The organism is Pseudomonas sp. DWP3-1-2 (assembly GCF_049896285.1).
Lineage (GTDB): Bacteria > Pseudomonadota > Gammaproteobacteria > Pseudomonadales > Pseudomonadaceae > Aquipseudomonas.
Map to the genome: position 1 here is coordinate 145,126 of NZ_JAFCTZ010000006.1, position 18,602 is coordinate 163,727.

13 protein-coding genes are annotated in these 18,602 nt (G+C 60.0%); 12 read left to right on the forward strand and 1 reads right to left on the reverse strand.

The genetic code is table 11. The features are described from left to right. Positions 1 to 20 precede the first annotated feature (20 nt). The 11 genes from ACP7B0_RS15560 (at position 21) to hemE (ending at position 16,187) form a co-directional block, all read left to right on the forward strand. Entirely contained in the window at positions 21 to 1,085 is a 1,065-nt protein-coding gene (locus ACP7B0_RS15560) for a pilus assembly protein PilM (protein ID WP_426142294.1), read from the forward strand. Then, positions 1,085 to 1,651: a PilN domain-containing protein gene (locus ACP7B0_RS15565; RefSeq protein WP_426142295.1), complete on the forward strand. Its 567-nt coding sequence runs from the start codon at positions 1,085 to 1,087 to the stop codon at positions 1,649 to 1,651. Before ACP7B0_RS15560 ends, ACP7B0_RS15565 begins: the two co-directional genes overlap by 1 nt. Then, positions 1,648 to 2,271, forward strand: coding sequence for a type 4a pilus biogenesis protein PilO (gene pilO, locus ACP7B0_RS15570; RefSeq protein ID WP_426142296.1), 624 nt, complete (start codon positions 1,648 to 1,650; stop codon positions 2,269 to 2,271). Before ACP7B0_RS15565 ends, pilO begins: the two co-directional genes overlap by 4 nt. Beyond that, entirely contained in the window at positions 2,268 to 2,795 is a 528-nt protein-coding gene (locus ACP7B0_RS15575; RefSeq protein WP_426142297.1) for a pilus assembly protein PilP, read from the forward strand. The genes pilO and ACP7B0_RS15575 overlap by 4 nt, the downstream gene beginning before the upstream one ends. Positions 2,796 to 2,850: 55 nt before the next feature. Further along, positions 2,851 to 4,926, forward strand: coding sequence for a type IV pilus secretin PilQ (gene pilQ / locus ACP7B0_RS15580; RefSeq protein WP_426142298.1), 2,076 nt, complete (start codon positions 2,851 to 2,853; stop codon positions 4,924 to 4,926). Between the two features lie 4 nt (positions 4,927 to 4,930). Then, complete coding sequence (gene aroK, locus ACP7B0_RS15585; protein WP_426142299.1) at positions 4,931 to 5,449, forward strand: shikimate kinase AroK; 519 nt, start codon at positions 4,931 to 4,933, stop codon at positions 5,447 to 5,449. A 127-nt stretch (positions 5,450 to 5,576) separates the two neighbouring features. Beyond that, a complete protein-coding gene (gene aroB, locus ACP7B0_RS15590) occupies positions 5,577 to 6,680 on the forward strand; it encodes a 3-dehydroquinate synthase (RefSeq protein ID WP_426142300.1) in 1,104 nt (367 codons plus the stop codon). A gap of 10 nt (positions 6,681 to 6,690) precedes the next feature. Then, the gene (locus ACP7B0_RS15595; RefSeq protein ID WP_426142301.1) at positions 6,691 to 8,295 is read left to right on the forward strand and encodes an AAA family ATPase; all 1,605 of its coding nucleotides are present in this window, start codon (positions 6,691 to 6,693) and stop codon (positions 8,293 to 8,295) included. A gap of 354 nt (positions 8,296 to 8,649) precedes the next feature. Next, entirely contained in the window at positions 8,650 to 13,098 is a 4,449-nt protein-coding gene (gltB, locus tag ACP7B0_RS15600; RefSeq protein ID WP_426142302.1) for a glutamate synthase large subunit, read from the forward strand. Positions 13,099 to 13,219: 121 nt separating this feature from the next. After that, positions 13,220 to 14,638: an FAD-dependent oxidoreductase gene (locus ACP7B0_RS15605; protein WP_426142303.1), complete on the forward strand. Its 1,419-nt coding sequence runs from the start codon at positions 13,220 to 13,222 to the stop codon at positions 14,636 to 14,638. A gap of 484 nt (positions 14,639 to 15,122) precedes the next feature. Continuing rightward, complete coding sequence (hemE, locus tag ACP7B0_RS15610) at positions 15,123 to 16,187, forward strand: uroporphyrinogen decarboxylase (protein WP_426142304.1); 1,065 nt, start codon at positions 15,123 to 15,125, stop codon at positions 16,185 to 16,187. A 94-nt stretch (positions 16,188 to 16,281) separates the two neighbouring features. Here the strand turns inward: hemE and ACP7B0_RS15615 are convergent, their stop codons facing one another. Next, a complete protein-coding gene (locus ACP7B0_RS15615; protein WP_426142390.1) occupies positions 16,282 to 17,505 on the reverse strand; it encodes an MFS transporter in 1,224 nt (407 codons plus the stop codon). A gap of 162 nt (positions 17,506 to 17,667) precedes the next feature. Between ACP7B0_RS15615 and ACP7B0_RS15620 the strand changes: the two genes are divergently transcribed. Continuing rightward, positions 17,668 to 18,558: a LysR substrate-binding domain-containing protein gene (locus tag ACP7B0_RS15620; protein WP_426142305.1), complete on the forward strand. Its 891-nt coding sequence runs from the start codon at positions 17,668 to 17,670 to the stop codon at positions 18,556 to 18,558. The last annotated feature ends 44 nt before the right edge of the window (positions 18,559 to 18,602 follow it).

The following is an 18,602-nucleotide window of genomic DNA, read 5'->3' on the forward strand; positions in this document are numbered from 1 at the left end:
AAACTCATAGGAATTAGGTTGTGTTCGAACTCTTCAGTAAGAAGGCCAACACCCTTCTAGGGATCGATATAAGCTCCACCTCGGTAAAACTCCTTGAGTTGAGTCGTTCCGGCAACCGATACAAGGTTGAGTCTTACGCGGTCGAGCCGCTCCCGGCGAATGCCGTGGTCGAAAAAAATATCGCCGAGCTCGAAGGTGTCGGTCAGGCGCTGTCTCGCGTTCTGGTCAAGGCCAAGACCAATGTCCGAGGCGTAGCCCTTGCCGTGGCGGGTTCGGCGGTCATCACCAAGACGATCGAGATGGACGCTGGCCTTTCCGATGACGACATGGAAAACCAGCTCAAGCTCGAAGCGGATCAGTACATTCCTTACCCGCTTGAAGAAGTCGCCATCGATTTCGAAGTCCAGGGCTATTCGGTGCGCAATCCCGAGCGTGTCGAAGTGCTGCTTGCCGCCTGTCGCAAGGAAAACGTCGAAGTCCGCGAAGCGGCTCTGGCGCTGGCCGGGCTCAATGCCAAAGTCGTCGATGTCGAAGCCTACGCGCTGGAGCGTGCCTTCGGCCTGTTGTCTGCTCAGTTGGGCAATGGTCACGACAAATTGACGGTGGCTGTCGTCGATATCGGCGCCACCATGACCACCCTGAGTGTGTTGCACAACGGCCGCATCATCTATACCCGCGAACAACTGTTCGGCGGCCGCCAGCTCACCGAAGAGATTCAGCGTCGGTACGGGCTTTCGATGGAAGAGGCCGGGCTGGCCAAGAAACAGGGCGGCCTGCCGGATGACTACAACACCGAGGTATTGCAGCCGTTCAAGGACGCAGTGGTTCAGCAAGTCACCCGCTCGCTGCAGTTTTTCTTCGCTGCCGGGCAGTACAACACCGTTGACTACATCATGCTGGCCGGCGGCACGGCCTCGATTGCCGGCCTCGATCACCTGATTCAACAGCGCGTCGGCACGCCGACCCTGGTCGCCAACCCGTTTGCTGACATGGCGCTGAGCGCCAAGGTCAACGCCGGTGCCCTGGCCAGTGATGCGCCCGCCTTGATGATTGCCTGCGGTCTGGCCTTGAGGAGTTTCGACTGATGGCCCGGATCAACCTTCTTCCCTGGCGCGAACAGCTTCGCGAAGAGCGCAAGAAACGCTTCCTGACGGCGTTGGTCGGCGTCCTGGTCATCGCAGTGGGCGCGCTGTTGCTGTTCGATCAATACGTCAGCCGGGCTGTGACGCATCAGCTCGCGCGCAATGCTTTCATTCAAAAGGAAATTGTCCAGCTGGATGGCCGCATCAAGGAAATCAGCGAATTGCGTGCGCGCCGCAAGCAGCTACTCGAACGCATGAAAATCATTCAGGACCTGCAAGGTAATCGGCCGATCATCGGTCGCATCTTCGATCAGATGGCGCGGACCTTGCCGGATGGCGTGTATTTTTCCGAAGTGAAAATGGCCGGTCAGTTGATCAGCATCAGCGGGGCGGCAGAGTCCAACAATCGTGTCTCGGACCTGATGCGTAATCTCGATGCGTCCGACTGGCTGGACGCTCCGGTCCTGAACGAGGTCAAAGCCAATGCCGACAGCCCGGTAGATCGAGCCAACGTTTTCCAGTTGACCGTGCGCCAGACGCAACCGGCGATTGAAGGAGACAAGCCATGAATCTTTCTGAATCCCTGGAAGGGTTGCGCCGGATTGATATCAGCGAGCTTGACCTGAACAACATCGGGTCCTGGCCTGCTGCGGTCAAGGGCATTTCCGGGGTGCTCCTGCTGGTGGTGGTGCTGGCCCTGGGGTACTTCTTTTTCATCCAGGACCTGGAAGTGCAGCTCGATGCAGCGCGTGCCAACGAAACCACGCTTAAAGAGCAGTTCACCACCAAGGCATTCCAGGCGGCGAACCTGGCGCCCTACAAGACCCAGATGGCCGAGATGGAAAACACCTTCGGGGCCTTGCTTCGTCAGTTGCCCAGCGACACCGAGGTGCCGGGCCTGCTGGAAGATATCACCCGTACCGGTTTGAGCAGCGGGCTCGAATTCGAAGAGATCAAACTGCTCCCTGAAGAGGCCCAGCAGTTCTATATCGAACTGCCGATACAAATCACCGTGGTCGGTGCGTACCACGACCTGGCATCCTTCGCCAGCGGGGTGGCGAGCCTGCCACGTATCGTCACGCTGCATGATTTCGACATCAAGCCAGTGGACCCCAAGAACCCCACCCGGTTGCGCATGAGCATTCTGGCCAAGACTTACCGCTATAACGATCAAGGGTTGAAGAAATGAGGCCGCCGCGACTGCTGTTCATCGTCACGGTGCTGATAAGCCTGGCCGGTTGCGACGGTAATGATAACTTCACCGACCTGACCGGTTTCATGGACGATGCCCGGGCGCGGCCTTCGGGCACTATCGAGCCGTTGCCCAAGTTTCGCCCTTACGAGGTGTTCACCTACAACGCCGCGAGTTTGCGCAGCCCGTTTCAGCCGCCCCTCAAGATCGATCGGGTCAACCGCCCGAAAGGCTCGCGTCTGGTCAAGCCGGATGAAGCACGGCCCCGGCAGTTTCTTGAAGGATTCAATATCGAGTCGTTCGAAATGGTAGGTACCATGGCCAACGACTCCGGTACCTTTGCGCTGCTCAAGGGCGCCGGAGGTGTTCACCGGGTAAAAGTAGGGGATTATCTCGGGCGTAATAACGGTCGGATCATTTCAATCAACGAATCACAGGTCGATGTCGTTGAAATAGTTCCTGACGGAGAGGGGGCATGGTTGGAAAGGCCGCGCAGTATTTCCCTGAAAGAGCGCTCATGAAGTGGGCAAAGCCAAGCACGCAACAGACCCTTGTGTCAGCAGGACGGAATTGAACATGACTAGGATTCTCTCGATTATCGGCATGTCGCTATGGATTGCGATGACGTCGTCGATTCTCCAGGCGGCCAACCTCAAAACGCTGGACGTCGCTGCGCTGCCGGGAGACCGGGTCGAACTCAAGTTGACGTTCGACGCCCCGGTTCCTGCGCCGCGTGGCTATACCACCGACCAGCCAGCGCGCATCGCCCTGGACCTGCCGGGTGTCACCAGCCAGTTGGCGACCAAGACTCATGACCTGGGCACGGGCAATGCACGCAGCGTGGTGGTCATCGAGGCCAAGGATCGAACCCGCGTCATCATCAACCTGACGACGCTGACGCCTTACAGCTCCCGTGTCGAGGGCAACACCCTGTTCGTGGTCGTGGGCCAGGGCGCTTCGGCTGTCCAGGCGTCCCAGCCTTCCACGGCCCAGGGCGCTACACGGGTGGCTGTCCCGCCCGCCAGCCCTGTCAGGCCCTATGTGCCGGTGGGGAAGGCGATCAAGAGTGTCGATTTTCAGCGCGGCGAGTTGGGTGAAGGCAATGTCGTCATCGAGCTGACAGACCCCGGCATCGCGCCCGATATTCAGGAGCAGGGCGGCAGGATTCGCGTTGAGTTTCCCAAGACTCAGTTACCGGAAAAACTCCGTCTGCGCCTGGACGTGAAGGACTTCGCCACGCCCGTGCAGTTCATCAATTCCAGTGTTTCCGGTGATAAAGCCACCGTCAGTATCGAGCCGTCCGGTGCTTTCGATTATTCGGCTTATCAGACCGAGAACAAGCTGACCATCAGTGTGCGTCCGCTGACCCACGAAGACCTGGACCGTCGCAGCGCTGAAAAACCGGTCTACACCGGTGAAAAGCTGTCACTGAACTTCCAGGACATCGATGTGCGGTCGGTGCTGCAACTGATCGCGGATTTCACCAACCTCAATCTGGTTGCCAGTGACACGGTTCAGGGTGGTATCACCCTGCGCTTGCAGAACGTGCCCTGGGATCAGGCGCTGGATCTGGTGCTGAAAACCAAAGGCCTTGATAAGCGCAAGATCGGTAATGTCCTGCTGGTCGCGCCCGCGGACGAGATCGCGGCCCGGGAGCGGCAGGAAATGGAGTCGCTCAAGCAGATTGCCGAGCTGGCGCCATTGCGTCGTGAAGTCCTGCAGGTGAACTACGCCAAGGCGGCCGACATTGCCAAGCTGTTCCAGTCAGTGACCAACGCCGAGGCCAAGGCAGACGAGCGCGGCTCCATTACCGTCGATGACCGCACCAACAACATCATTGCCTATCAGACTCAGGATCGCCTGGACGAGCTGCGCCGCATTGTGTCGCAGCTGGACATTCCGGTACGCCAGGTCATGATCGAAGCGCGGATCGTCGAGGCCACGGTGGGTTACGACAAAGCCCTTGGCGTGCGTTGGGGTGGTTCGAGCACCAACGGCAACTTCACGACCAGCGGTGGCACGGCCACGTCGTCGACCCAGACCGGCCAGAGCACCAGTTCGCCGTACGTAGACCTGGGTGCCAGCGATGCCACATCCGGGATCGGCATCTCGTTCCTCACCGACAATACCTTGCTTGACCTTGAACTCAGCGCCATGGAGAAGACCGGCAACGGTGAGATAGTTTCTCAGCCCAAGGTCGTCACGTCCGACAAGGAAACGGCCAAAATCCTCAAGGGCACGGAAATTCCCTATCAGGAATCCAGCTCCAGTGGTGCCACGTCGGTCTCTTTCAAGGAGGCTTCCCTGTCACTTGAGGTCACCCCGCAGATCACCCCGGACAACCGCATCATCATGGCGGTCAGGGTCACCAAGGATGAGCCGGACTACCTGAACATGGTCAATAACGTACCCCCGATCAAGAAAAACGAGGTTAATGCCAAGGTACTGGTATCCGACGGCGAGACCATCGTGATCGGTGGTGTGTTCTCCAATACGCAAAGTAAAACCGTCGACAAGGTGCCATTTCTGGGCGATGTGCCGTATGTTGGCCGCCTTTTCCGGCGCGATGTGATTTCGGAGGAAAAAACCGAGCTGTTGGTGTTCCTCACTCCGCGTATCATGAACAACCAGGCGATTGCGGTGAGTCGTTGATTCTGTGCGAAATTTAATTCTTGTGGGACCGATGGGCGCTGGCAAAAGCACCATCGGGCGTTTGCTGGCCAAAGAGCTGAGACTGCCGTTCAAGGACTCCGACAAGGAGATTGAGCTGCGGACCGGCGCGAACATCCCATGGATCTTCGACAAGGAAGGCGAACCCGGCTTTCGCGACCGCGAGCAAGCGATGATTGCCGAGCTGTGCGACAGTGACGGTATTGTCCTGGCGACCGGTGGTGGCGCTGTGATGCGTGCCGAAAACCGCCAGGCGTTGCACGCTGGCGGTCGGGTGGTCTACCTGCACGCGTCGGTCGAGCAGCAAGTCGGACGCACGGCCCGTGATCGCAATCGGCCACTGTTGCGCACGGGTAATCCAGCCCAGGTGCTCAACGATCTGCTGGCGATTCGTGATCCGCTTTACCGGGAAATCGCGGATATCGTGATCGAAACCGACGAGCGGCCACCGCGAATGGTGGTGATTGAGATCCTGGCTCGCCTGGCAGAGCTTTCTCCCCGTTAAAGCGCAGACGGAAATGCGCTATTCTCGACGACCACAGAAACAGGGGCGAGAAAAGGCCTTGTGCCGGTTTTTACGTGAGCGCCAAAATGCGGCGCGAACACTCATTCGGTAATCAATGCGGGGACACATGCAGACACTCAAGGTCGAGCTTGGCGACCGAAGCTACCCGATTCACATTGGCGAAGGCTTGCTGGATAACCCTGAATTGCTGGCGCCGCACATTGTTGGCCGACAGGTCGCCATTGTTTCCAATGCCACCGTTGCGCCCCTTTACCTTGAGCGCCTGACGCACACCCTGAGCGGCTATAACGTGTTGCCGGTTGTGCTTCCCGATGGCGAAGCCTTCAAGAACTGGGAAACCCTGCAGACTATTTTCGATGCGCTGCTCACTGCCCGCCATGATCGCCGCACGACGGTTATCGCGCTGGGCGGCGGTGTCATCGGCGACATGGCGGGCTTTGCAGCCGCCTGCTATCAGCGTGGCGTGAATTTCATCCAGATCCCGACGACGCTGTTGTCGCAAGTGGATTCGTCGGTGGGCGGCAAGACCGGCATCAACCATCCGCTGGGCAAAAACATGGTGGGTGCGTTTTATCAGCCCGGCGTTGTCCTCATCGATACCACGACGCTCAACACCTTGCCCGAGCGCGAGCTTTCGGCGGGGCTGGCTGAAGTCATCAAATATGGCTTGATCTGCGATGAGCCGTTCCTCACCTGGCTCGAAGACAATGTCGACCGGCTGCGCGGCCTGGATCAGGTTGCGTTGACCACCGCGATTGCGCGTTCGTGCGCTGCCAAGGCGTTGGTGGTCGGCGCTGACGAACGTGAATCGGGCGTGCGGGCCACGCTCAATCTTGGCCATACCTTTGGCCACGCCATTGAGACCCACATGGGCTATGGCGTGTGGCTGCACGGTGAAGCCGTTGCGGCGGGTACGGTCATGGCGCTGGAAATGTCCTCGCGCCTGGGCTGGATCACCACGGCTGAGCGTGATCGCGGTATTCGGCTGTTCCAGCGTGCCGGTCTGCCGGTATCGCCGCCTGAAGAAATGACCGAAGACAATTTTCTTGAACACATGGCAATCGACAAAAAAGTGATCGACGGTCGTCTGCGTCTGGTGTTGCTACGCCGGATCGGCGAAGCGGTGATCACCGACGATTATCCGAAAGAAGTATTACAGGCCACGCTGGTTGCGGATTACCGCGCTCTCGTGGATCAGCTCAGAGGTTAATGAAAAATCCATGACTAGTTTGCACGCGGACGAGGCCTTCCTCGGCCATTACCAGTTGAGTCATGACCCCTTTGCAGCGCGGGTGCCTGGCTTCAAGTTTTTCCCTGCCCAGCGCAAGCCGGTGCTGGGGCAGCTCCATCATCTGGCCCGTTACAGCCAGTTGTTGCTGGCCGTGACCGGGCCGCAGGGCAGTGGCAAGACCCTGTTGCGTCAGGCGCTCGTCGCGAGCACCAACAAGCAATCGGTGCAAAGCGTTGTCGTTTCCGCCCGTGGCGCCAGCGACGCTGCCGGGGTGTTGCGACAGGTTGCGCAAGCACTCAGCGTTTCCCAGGCCGAGATGCGCGCCATTCTTTCCCAGATCGTGCAGTTGGCGCTGACGGGGCAGGAAGTCTATTTGTTGGTGGATGATGCCGAACAACTTGGCGAATCCGCACTCGAAGCATTGCTGGGTCTGGCCGAGGGCACGCCTGAAGGTCGTCCTCATGTGTTTCTGTTCGGGGAAGCCTCGCTGATTGACCGCCTGGAACAGCTCTGTGCCGATTCAGAAGTCGAGGGTGAGCGTTTTCACGTCATCGAGCTTGAGCCTTACTCCGAGGACGAAACCCGGGAGTACCTGGCGCAACGGCTCGAAGGCGCCGGACAGGGTATCGAGCTGTTTTCGGCCCAGCAGATCACCGATATTCACGAGCATTCCAATGGTTGGCCTGGTGCGATTAACCAGGTCGCCCGGGATTCAATGATTGAAGCGATGATCGCCAGTCGTACGGCGGTCAAGCGTCCAAGTATGGGGTTCAAGATGCCGAAGAAACACGTATTGGCTTTGGGGGCGGTTGTCGCGGTAGGCGTGTTGGCCGCCGTGCTGATCCCTGGCCGCGGCACCAATACCACCGCGCCTGCTACACCGCCCGCCAATGCCCAGGCACAACTGCCTTTGGGGCAGGGCACTCCCGCCACGCAGCAATCGAACAATGGCGCACCGGCCATTGAGTTTGCCGGCAATTCACAGCCAGTGCCTTTGCCTTTGGGCGGTAATTCGCAACCGGTGATGCGCGGTCCTTTGGCCGAAGCAGCGGGCACAGGTGATGGTGATGATGACGGCGTGCCGGTCTCGTCCGTTGCCCAGCCACCGACGGTTACCACCACTGCGCCACCTGCGGGTGAAGAGGCCACCCCTGCGGCACCGCGTTCTTCCATTACGCCGCCTCCAGCGGCGGCGGCCGCTGTGCCAAAACCGGCTACGCCGGCAGCCAAGCCTGCTGCTCCGGCACCGGCACCAGTACAGGTCGCTACAGCCAAACCTGCCCCCGCCGCTGCCAAGCCAGCCGCTGGCGGCACTTGGTACAGCAGTCAGGCGCCGGGCCATTACGTTGTGCAGATCCTCGGCACCAGTTCTGAAGCCACCGCTCAGGCGTATGTTGCGGAGCATGGCGGTGAGTACCGTTATTTCAAGAAAACACTGCAAGGCAAGCCGTTGTATGTGATCACTTACGGTAACTTTTCTGATCGCGCGGCTGCCCTTGCCGCTATCAAGGTATTGCCAGCCAAGGTTCAGGCTGGTAAACCTTGGCCTCGTACCGTCGCCAGCATCCAACAGGAGCTCGGCGCTACCCGCTGATGTCGCAGCGGCCTTATCCAGGCCGCTCACCCAGCAACCCTGTTTAATGCTCAAGCGTGCTGCCCCAACGGCAGCGCGCGTTGTGCTGTCTGCGTCGCAGATGCATTGATATTTCAGGGTGCCCGGTCAATCTCACAAAAAGATTTTGACTAGCACAACATCTCGCTATAAACCTTCATAAATGCGACATGAATTTTCGACTGTTCGTCGTTAAATTTGTGAGGCTTTGTGTCGGTGTGTACAATGACCTCCCTTTTGCTCCCGCAAAGCTGGCGTACGTCCAGCGCGAGATGTAACGGGTTGAATTGAAAAGAAATTTGCCTCGAACAGAGGCAGCCTGGTGAGAAAGTGTCTATGAAAGCAGGTCTGTACCATCCAGATGAATTCAAGGATAACTGTGGTTTCGGCCTGATCGCCCATATGCAAGGCGAGCCCAGTCATCACCTGTTGCAGACGGCCATCCAGGCCCTGACCTGCATGACCCACCGTGGCGGTATCAACGCTGACGGCAAGACCGGCGACGGCTGCGGGCTGTTGATTCAAAAGCCGGACGCCTTCCTGCGCGCCACTGCCAAAGAGCATTTCGGCAGCGAGTTGCCCGGTCAGTATGCCGTGGGCATGGTCTTCCTCAATCAGGATGACGCCCGGGCCGATGCGGCCCGCGAGAACATGAACCGTGAAATCCTCGCCGCTGGCCTGACGTTGATCGGCTGGCGCCAGGTGCCTGTCGATACCAGCGTACTGGGGCGTCTTGCCCTGGAGCGCCTGCCGAAAATCGAGCAGGTGTTTATTGGCGGTGAAGGCCTGAGCGATCAGGAAATGGCGATCAAGCTGTTCAGCGCCCGTCGCCGCTCGTCGGTGTCCAACGCTGAGGACACCGACCACTACATCTGCAGCTTTTCCCACAAGACCATCATCTATAAAGGTCTGATGATGCCGCGCGACCTGACGGCATTTTTCCCGGACCTGAGCGACGAACGCCTGCAAACCGCGATTTGCGTTTTCCACCAGCGCTTCTCCACCAACACGCTGCCGAAATGGCCGCTGGCGCAGCCGTTCCGCTTTCTCGCCCACAACGGCGAGATCAACACCATTACCGGCAACCGCAACTGGGCTCAGGCCCGTCGCACCAAGTTCGCCAACGATTTGATGCCGGACCTCGACGAGCTGGGCCCACTGGTCAACCGCGTAGGCTCCGACTCGTCGAGCATGGACAACATGCTTGAGCTGATGGTAACCGGCGGCATCGACCTGTTCCGTGGCGTGCGCATGATCATTCCGCCTGCGTGGCAGAACGTCGAGACCATGGACCCCGATCTGCGGGCGTTCTATGAGTACAACTCCATGCACATGGAACCGTGGGACGGCCCGGCGGGCGTCGTGATGACCGAAGGTCGCCACGCGGTCTGCCTGCTGGACCGTAACGGTCTGCGCCCGGCGCGCTGGGTGACCACCAAAAACGGCTACATCACCCTGGCGTCGGAAATCGGCGTGTGGGACTACAAGCCTGAAGACGTCATCGCCAAGGGCCGTGTCGGGCCGGGTCAGATCTTTGCCGTGGACACCGAAACCGGCCAGATTCTGGACACCGACGCCATCGACAACCGCTTGAAGTCGCGTCATCCGTACAAGCAATGGCTGCGCAAGAACGCCTTGCGCATTCAGGCGACCATCGAAGACAACGATCATGGCTCGGCTTTCTACAATGCCGACCAGCTCAAGCAGTACATGAAGATGTACCAGGTCACCTTTGAAGAGCGTGATCAGGTGCTGCGTCCGTTGGGTGAGCAAGGCCAGGAAGCGGTCGGCTCCATGGGCGATGACACGCCAATGGCGGTGCTGTCCCAACGTGTGCGTTCGCCTTACGACTACTTCCGCCAGCAGTTCGCGCAGGTTACCAACCCGCCGATCGACCCGCTGCGTGAAGCCATCGTCATGTCCCTGGAAATCTGCCTCGGTGCCGAGCGCAACATTTTTCAGGAATCGCCCGAGCACGCTTCCCGCGTGATCCTCAGCTCGCCGGTCATTTCCCCGGCCAAGTGGCGCTCGCTCATGACCCTGGAGCGTCCGGGGTTCGAGCGGCAGATCATCGACCTGAACTACGACGAGCACATCGGCCTGGAAGCCGCCGTGCGCAACATCGCTGATCAGGCTGAAGAGGCCGTGCGCGCCGGTCGTACCCAGATCGTTCTGACCGACCGTCATATTGCGCCGGGCAAGTTGCCGGCTCATGCGTCCCTGGCTGTCGGCGCTGTTCACCATCGTCTGGTTGAAAAAGGTCTGCGCTGCGACAGCAACATTCTGGTCGAAACCGCGACGGCTCGCGATCCGCACCATTTCGCCGTGTTGATCGGTTTTGGCGCCTCGGCGGTCTATCCGTTCCTGGCCTACGAAGTGCTGGGCGATCTGATCCGTACCGGTGAAGTGCTGGGCGACCTCTACGAGGTGTTCAAGAACTACCGCAAGGGCATCACCAAAGGTCTGCTCAAGATCCTCTCGAAGATGGGCATCTCGACCATCACGTCGTACCGTGGCGCGCAGCTGTTCGAAGCCATTGGCTTGTCCGAGGCGGTCTGCGACCTGAGTTTCCGTGGCGTGCCAAGTCGCATCAAGGGCGCGCGCTTCGTCGATCTGGAAGCCGAGCAGAAAGCCCTGGCCGCCGAAGCCTGGAGCCCGCGCAAGCCAATCCAGCAAGGCGGCCTGCTCAAGTTCGTGTTCGGCGGCGAATACCACGCCTACAACCCGGACGTGGTGAGCATGCTGCAAGCCGCCGTGCAACAAGGCGACTACAGCAAGTTCAAGGAATACACCGCGCTGGTGGACAACCGTCCGGTGTCGATGATTCGCGACCTGTTTCAGGTCAAGACGCTCGAAACGCCGATGGCCATTGATGAAGTCGAACCGTTGAGTGAAATTCTCAAGCGCTTCGACTCGGCGGGTATCTCGCTGGGGGCGTTGTCGCCGGAAGCTCACGAAGCACTGGCCGAAGCCATGAACCGGTTGGGTGCACGCTCCAACTCTGGTGAGGGCGGCGAAGATCCGGCGCGCTACGGCACCATCCGCAGCTCCAAGATCAAGCAGATCGCGACCGGTCGCTTCGGTGTCACGCCGGAATACCTGGTCAATGCCGATGTCCTGCAGATCAAGGTCGCCCAGGGCGCCAAGCCGGGCGAGGGCGGGCAGCTGCCGGGCGGCAAGGTCAACGGTCTGATCGCCAAGCTGCGCTATGCCGTGCCGGGGGTGACGCTGATTTCGCCGCCGCCGCACCACGACATCTATTCCATCGAAGACTTGTCGCAGCTGATTTTCGACCTCAAGCAGGTCAACCCCGCTGCGCTGGTCTCGGTCAAGCTGGTGGCTGAAGCGGGCGTCGGTACGATTGCGGCGGGTGTGGCCAAGGCTTACGCCGACCTGATCACCATTTCCGGTTATGACGGCGGCACCGGCGCATCGCCATTGTCATCCATCAAGTACGCGGGCGCTCCGTGGGAACTCGGCCTGGCTGAAACCCACCAGACCCTGCGCGGCAACGACCTGCGCGGCAAGGTCCGGGTGCAGACCGACGGTGGTCTGAAAACCGGTCTGGACGTGATCAAGGCGGCGATTCTCGGGGCCGAAAGCTTCGGCTTCGGTACCGCACCGATGATCGCGCTGGGCTGCAAATACCTGCGCATCTGCCACTTGAACAACTGCGCCACCGGTGTTGCCACCCAGAACGAGAAGCTGCGCAAGGATCACTACATCGGCACTGTCGATATGGTGATCAACTTCTTCACCTACGTGGCCGAAGAAACCCGCGAATGGCTGGCCAGGCTGGGCGTGCGTTCCCTGGAAGAGCTGATCGGTCGTACTGATCTGCTGGACATCCTGCCGGGCCAAACCGCCAAGCAGCAGCATCTGGACCTGACGCCCCTGTTGGGCAGTGACCACATTCCCGCTGACAAGCCTCAGTTCAGCCTTGTGGACCGCAACCCGCCGTTCGACAAGGGTTTGATGGCCGAGCGCATGGTGGAAATGGCCAAGCCGGCCATTGAAAGCCTGAGCGGTGGCGAGTTCGCCATGGACATTTGCAACTGCGACCGGTCCATCGGCGCGCGGATTTCCGGTGAAATCGCCAAGCTGCACGGCAACCAGGGCATGAACAAGGCACCGATCACGTTCCGCTTCAAAGGCACGGCAGGGCAGAGCTTCGGCGTGTGGAACGCGGGTGGCCTGAACATGTACCTGGAAGGCGACGCCAACGACTACGTCGGCAAAGGCATGACGGCGGGCAAGCTGGTCATCGTTCCGCCCAAGGGCAGCCCGTTCAAGACTCAGGAAAGCGCCATCATCGGCAACACCTGTTTGTACGGCGCAACCGGCGGCAAGCTGTTCGCGGCCGGTACGGCGGGCGAGCGTTTCGCCGTGCGGAACTCCGGTGCTCACACGATTGTGGAAGGCACGGGGGATCACTGCTGCGAATACATGACTGGCGGTTTCGTCTGCGTCCTGGGCAAGACAGGCTATAACTTCGGCTCCGGCATGACCGGTGGTTTCGCCTACGTGCTGGACCTGGACAACACCTTCGTTGACCGGGTCAACCACGAACTGGTTGAAATCCAGCGCATCAGCGGCGAGTCGATGGAAGCCTATCGCAGCCATCTGGAGCGTGTTCTGGCCGAGTATGTCGAGGAAACCGACAGCGAGTGGGGCCGTAACGTCTGGGAAAATCTGGACGATTACCTGCGCCGCTTCTGGATGGTCAAACCCAAGGCTGCGACGCTGAAATCCTTGCTTTCCAGCACTCGAGCAAATCCGCAGTAACTGCAGCTACCCGCGGCATGTTTCATGCCGCACGTGAACAGCAGCGCGTGATTTGCCTGCGAATATGATTCCTGCAGCTTCAGGTCCAAAGCCTGAAGCTGTCGTGTAGAGGTTCCAGAGAATGGCCGAACGTCTCAGTAACGACTTTCAATTCCTCGATGTCGGGCGCAAAGACCCGAAGAAGAAACTGCTGCGTCAACGCAAGAAAGAGTTCGTGGAAATCTACGAGCCTTTCAAACCTCAGCAGTCTGCCGATCAGGCCCACCGCTGTCTGGGTTGTGGTAACCCGTACTGCGAGTGGAAGTGCCCGGTGCACAACTTCATCCCCAACTGGCTCAAGCTGGTGGCGGAGGGCAACATCCTGGCCGCTGCCGAGCTGTCGCACCAGACCAACACCCTGCCGGAAGTCTGCGGCCGCGTGTGCCCGCAGGACCGCCTGTGCGAGGGTGCCTGTACCCTGAACGACGGTTTCGGTGCAGTGACCATCGGTTCGGTGGAGAAATACATCACGGACACGGCGTTCGCCATGGGCTGGCGTCCGGACATGTCCAAGGTCGTGCGCAACGGCAAGCGCGTCGCCATCATCGGCGCCGGCCCGGCGGGCCTGGGTTGTGCCGACGTGTTGGTGCGCGGCGGCGTGACTCCGGTGGTGTTCGACAAGAACCCGGAAATCGGCGGTCTGCTGACCTTCGGTATCCCGGAGTTCAAGCTGGAAAAAACCGTGCTGAGCAATCGACGTGAAGTCTTCACCGGCATGGGTATCGAGTTCCGCCTCAATACCGAAGTCGGCAAGGACGTGACGATCGAGCAACTGCTGGAAGAATACGATGCCGTGTTCATGGGCATGGGCACCTACACCTACATGAAAGGCGGTTTTGCCGGTGAAGACCTGCCGGGTGTGCACGATGCACTCGACTTCCTCATTGCCAACGTCAATCGCAACCTGGGCTTTGAAAAATCCCCGGAAGACTTCGTCGACATGAAGGGTAAAAAAGTGGTGGTCCTGGGCGGTGGTGACACGGCCATGGACTGCAACCGTACGTCGATTCGCCAGGGCGCCAGGTCGGTGACCTGCGCCTATCGCCGCGACGAAGAAAACATGCCCGGCTCACGCAAGGAAGTGAAGAACGCCAAGGAAGAGGGCGTGAAGTTCCTCTACAACCGGCAGCCGATTGCCATCGTCGGTGAAGACCGGGTCGAAGGCGTCAAAGTGGTCGAGACCCGTCTGGGCGAGCCCGATGCCCGCGGCCGTCGCAGCCCTGAGCCGATTCCGGGTTCCGAAGAGATCATTCCGGCAGATGCCGTGGTCATCGCATTCGGTTTCCGCCCAAGCCCGGCGCCATGGTTCGAGCAGTTCAGCATCCAGACCGACAGCCAGGGCCGCGTCATCGCCCCGGAACAGGCGCAGTTCAAGCATCAGACCAGCAACCCGAAAATCTTCGCCGGTGGCGACATGGTTCGCGGTTCCGATCTGGTGGTCACTGCCATCTTCGAAGGCCGTAATGCGGCGGAAGGGATCCTGGATTACCTGGGCGTGTAAAAGGGCCATCGCAATCTGTTGGAGCGAGACTGTCGTGGCAGAGATGTAACAGTATTGAACGCAAAGCCCGTTGGGGCGCGGCTTGCCCGCGAAGAGGCCGGTGCGGTCAGCCGAGGTTACGGATCATGAATCCCTTCGCGGGCAAGCCTCGCTCCAACAGATCATTCGTGCGTGGACAAACCTCGCTCCAACGTGGGGAAGCTGTCGTAGCAGAGATGTAGCGGTATTGAACGCAAAGCCCGTTGGAGCGTGGCTTGCCCGCGAAGAGGCCGGTGCGGTCAGCCGAGGTTACGGCTGATGAATCCCTTCGCGGGCAAGCCTCGCTCCAACAGATCATTCGTGCGTGGGCAAACCTCGCTCCAACGGGTGAAGTGTTGCTGTTCTTATGCGACAAATCGCCACGATAGATAAAAGGCACGGCTCTTGCCGTGCCTTTTGCGTCCGCGTCTGAGAAAATGCCCGCACTTTTTTTGCGGATGCCGACATGACTGCCTTGAAGAACGACCGTTTCCTTCGTGCCCTGCTCAAGCAACCCGTAGACGTCACACCCGTCTGGATGATGCGTCAGGCCGGCCGCTACCTGCCTGAATACCGGGCCAGCCGCGCCAAGGCCGGGGACTTCATGAGCTTGTGCATGAGCCCGGAGTTCGCCTGCGAGGTCACGCTGCAACCGCTGGAACGCTATCCGCTGGACGCCGCCATTCTGTTTTCCGACATTCTGACCATCCCCGATGCCATGGGGTTGGGCTTGTATTTCGAGACCGGTGAAGGCCCGCGCTTCAAGAAAACCGTCAACACCCTAGCTGAAATCGAAGCCTTGCCCATCCCTGATCCTCAAAAAGACCTGGGTTACGTGATGGATGCCGTCAGCACCATCCGCCGCGAGCTGAACGGCCGCGTACCGTTGATCGGTTTCTCGGGCAGCCCGTGGACGCTGGCCACTTACATGGTCGAAGGCGGCTCCTCGAAAGACCATCGCAAGTCCAAAGCCATGCTCTACGAAAACCCACAGGCCATGCACCTGCTGCTGGACAAGCTGGCGCAATCGGTGACTTCGTACCTCAACGGCCAGATCCTTGCCGGCGCACAGGCCGTGCAGATTTTCGACAGTTGGGGTGGCAGTCTTTCCGATGCGGCGTATCAGGAGTTCTCGCTGGCTTACATGCAGAAGATCGTCAACGGGTTGATCCGCGAAAACGACGGCCGCAAAGTGCCGGTCATCCTGTTCACCAAAGGCGGTGGTCAGTGGCTGGAAAGCATGGCCGACACCGGTGCTGACGCGCTGGGCCTGGACTGGACCACCAACATCGGTGACGCCCGTCGTCGGGTGGGGAGCAAGGTCGCGCTGCAAGGCAACATGGACCCATCGGTGCTGTACGCCAGCCCGCAAGCGATTCGCGCCGAAGTGTCACGCATCCTCGAAAGCTACGGCAGTGGCGACGGTCACGTTTTCAATCTGGGTCACGGCATCACGCCAGAAGTCGATCCGGCTCACGCGGGTGCCTTCATCGAAGCGGTGCACGAGTTGTCGGCGAAGTACCACGGCTAAAAGCGGCCTCGCAGGAGCGAACGTGTTCGCGTGACACGCTTCCTGATGACTCAGGATGACGTGTTCGCGGGCAAGCCTCGCTCCACCGGCTCTCTTAAGCCTGCACCCTCACTGCCAAGGGTGGCAGCTTGGCCAGGCGCAATGCCACGGCCAATGCCACCAGCAACAGCGCGCCGATGAACAGACCGATGCCGTTCCAGCCCCCGTAATGCCAGAACACCCCGCCGCCGGTCCCGGCGATGCTCGAACCCGCGTAATAACTGAACAGATATAACGAAGACGCCTGTCCCCTGGCCTTGAGCGCACGCCGTCCGATCCAGCTGCTGGCCACCGAGTGCGCGCCAAAGAAGCCGAACGTGAACAACAGCACGCCCATGATCACCACCGTCAGTGGCGTGAACATCGTCAGGGCGATGCCGATCAGCATGAGCACGATCACGGCCCACAACACTTTGCGACGACCCAGCCTGTCTGCCAGTGAACCGATTTTCGCCGAGCTGTAGATGCCCGACAGGTACACCACCGAAAACAGCCCGACCACCGCCTGACTCAGGTGATAAGGCTCGGCCAGCAAGCGGTAGCCGATGTAATTGAACAGCGTCACGAAGCTGCCCATCAGCAGAAAGGCTTCGAGGAACAACAGCGGCAAGGCGGCGTCGCGAAACTGCATGACGAACCCTTCCAGCAGGCTGCGCGGATGCAGCGAGCGAGCGCGAAAGTTGCGCGATGGTGGAAGAATCCTCCAGAACACGGCCGCCGCCATCAGCGATAGCCCGCCCACCACCATGATCGCCGCATGCCAACTGATGTAATCGATCAGCACCCCGGTCATCAAACGGCCGCTCATGCCGCCTATGGCATTGCCGCCGATATACAGGCCCATCGCCAGACCGATGTGATCGGGGTGAATTTCTTCACTGAGGTAGGTCATGGCCACCGCCGCCAGCCCACTCAGGGACAGACCCACCAATGCGCGTGTCACCAGCACGCCTTCCCAGTTCGGCATGAGGCCGCTGGCGAGCGTAAAAATGGCGGCACAAAACAGCGACAACACCATGACCGGCTTACGGCCAAGCCGGTCGGAAATCGGCCCGGTGATCAACAGGCCAAAGGCGAGCGTCGCGGTGGACACCGAGAGGATCAGGCTGCTCTGGGCCGCATTGATGGCGAACTCACGGGACAACACCGGCATCATCGGCTGCACGCAGTACAGCAGCGCGAACGTCGCGAAGCCGCCGGCAAACAACGCCAGCACGGTGCGCATGAACATCGGTGTGCCTTTTTCGATGTAGGTGTCGCCCAGCGCAGCGGCCGCCATGACAGGGGGCGTTGTGGTGGCGCAGGTGGCAACAGCAGAATTCACGATGGACCTCGCAGGGCGTTTGATCAGGCAATGAGAAAAAGAATATAGTCCGCCAATCATTCTTTCCAATATATTGTTCGACCTGTTTGATATCTAAAACGACCTAATGGAAAGCCCATGGAATTACGCCATTTGCGCTACTTCATCGCGGTGGCCGAAGAGCTGCATTTCGGTCGCGCCGCGCAGTTGCTGGGCATCTCCCAACCGCCCCTGAGCCAGCAGATTCAGGCGCTGGAGCACGAATTGGGCGCACGACTGTTTGACCGCACCAACCGTCGCGTTGAGCTCAGTGAGGCGGGGCGGTTATTCCTCGATGAGGCGCGATTGGTCCTCGCGCAAGTGGACAAGGCCGCCGACGTGGCCCGGCGTGCGCAGTTAGGCGAGTTGGGGGAACTGAAGATCGGATTCACCACCTCGGCGCCTTTCACCTCGAGCATCCCCCAGGCGATTTTCGCTTTCCGTCAGAGGTTCCCGGCGGTGCATCTGGCCTTGCGGGAAATGAGCAGCAAGGAAGTGGCGGCGGGGCTTGAGGACGAGTCCATGCAGGTCGGCATCATGCGCCCGCTGCCGTTGCCCGAGTCGCTGATTGCCGTCGAGTTGTTGCACGAGCCGTTAGTGGCTATCTTTCGTGCCGATCATCCGTTGGCTCAAGGCAGCGAAAACGGTCTGCACCTGTCGGCACTGGCGGCGGAGCCTTTCGTGTTTTTCCCGCGGTCGTACGGCAGCGGTTTATATGCCCAACTGATGGATCTGGCACGGGCGGCGGGCTTCAGCCCCTTGTTCACTCAGGAAGCGGGGGAAGCCATGACCATCATCGGCCTGGTTGCCGCTGGCCTGGGCGTCACCGTGTTGCCTGCGTCCTATCGGCGCATGCGCATCGACGGGGTGGTCTACCGAACCCTTCTGGATCCCGACGCCACGAGCGCGGTCTGGCTCGTACAGCGCAAGGACCAACAATCGCCCATGGCCAAGGCGTTTGTGGACCTGGTGACGCGCCGGGCGGGGTAAGTGGCCTGCCCCCCAAATCCGGCTAGGTGTCCAACTGCAATCCG